The sequence below is a fragment of the Arthrobacter endolithicus genome (assembly GCF_026627425.1).
Taxonomy (GTDB): domain Bacteria; phylum Actinomycetota; class Actinomycetes; order Actinomycetales; family Micrococcaceae; genus Arthrobacter_M.
The window spans coordinates 1-1,317 of record NZ_JAPNLH010000059.1; the positions used below are offsets into that span (position 1 = coordinate 1).

1 pseudogene is annotated in these 1,317 nt (G+C 55.7%); it reads left to right on the forward strand.

Going from position 1 to position 1,317, the window contains the following annotated elements:
- Positions 1-965: 965 nt before the first annotated feature.
- Positions 966-1,317, forward strand: a pseudogene (locus OS914_RS18380) (hypothetical protein); the annotation flags it as partial.

The window sequence follows — 1,317 nt, forward strand, 5'->3', positions numbered from 1 at the left end:
ATCTCAGCGCGGGAAAGCGGGTCCAGAGGGTGCGCTACCCCTACTACGGTTCGGGATTCAATGTTGATAGACATGATTTTCTCCTTGGTTCTTTGATCAGAATGAAGCCCCAAACGGGTTCGGAAACCTGCCCAGAAGAGGCCAAGCTTGTCCTCGTCGTCGCTGACTAACCGGTTCTTGACCTGCGGTCAGTGATCCAACATCGCAGCGCGGTCCCCGCGTCCGGCCCGGCAGGCGGTGTTACCGTGGCCAGGCAAACAGATACAACAGATCGTTGGATTGTCAGAGCTGTGCATCTTTCTCAGAGCTGTTCCAATTGGATGGATATGAGACTGTGCTAAAGAAATACGCAAGAACACCGGTTGGGGCTCCAGGATGGACCATCGGTATACCCGACATGACTTATTTTCAGAGGGATAACCATTCTCTACTGGCAAGATGACAGTCAGGCTCGTACCTTCTACGCAGCAAACCAATGTCACGCAACTCGTTTAGGAGGAGATTATTTGTGACTATTTTTATGGGAAATTCAAGACATATTTTCCCATTGCAGTTTGCCCGTGGGAAGGATTTGTAGACCTGTTCGTGGCTGTCGTTCCCGGCCAGAAAATACTAGCGTTTGCACCCCGGGTCGATGACATCCATGCCACCTAAGCAACACGGGCCTGCCGGTCTATGGGACAATTGGTTACCAGTGTCTGCCCGGTGGTGATCGCTTCATCACTCCCGTAGCTATTGTAGGATTCACGATTTGTCCTCTTCGACTTGTTCATCGTCCTGTAGTCGCCGAACGGTTTTCGTTCTGGCTGGTATCCATCGTCTCGAAACAAACGGATAGGGGTAACCCCATTTTTGGATAGCGCTAACTACACTTTGGGATTGGCCAGATGTATATCCCAGGTCGACTACCCGGATGAGCGCAGCCGTCGACCTGCCCCTGACCCAGACAGCGGAGCGACTACGAGATGCCACGCTCCCCCACCTGGAAAGCAGCGCCGGTCCTCTTCCCCGAAGACTGCACGGGGCGGCCGCAGAAGAACGCTGGCGAGGAAGAAATCATTTCCCGGGTCTCCATCGCCGAGCTTGACACGCTTCGCGCTGCCATACCAGATCAGACACCCTGGTTCGGGGAAACCGAGCTCGCCGGCCGGCCCCGGCCCGTACTCGCCCTCAAACACTCCCCCAGCAATGCCCGGCTGGGGACGTCGCCGGGTGGAATCTTGCCGCCCGGGAACTCGAGGTGCTCCAGCACCTTGCCGCCGGACAACGTAACCGCACCATCGCCTCAACGCTGGGTATCAGTGAGAACACGGTCAA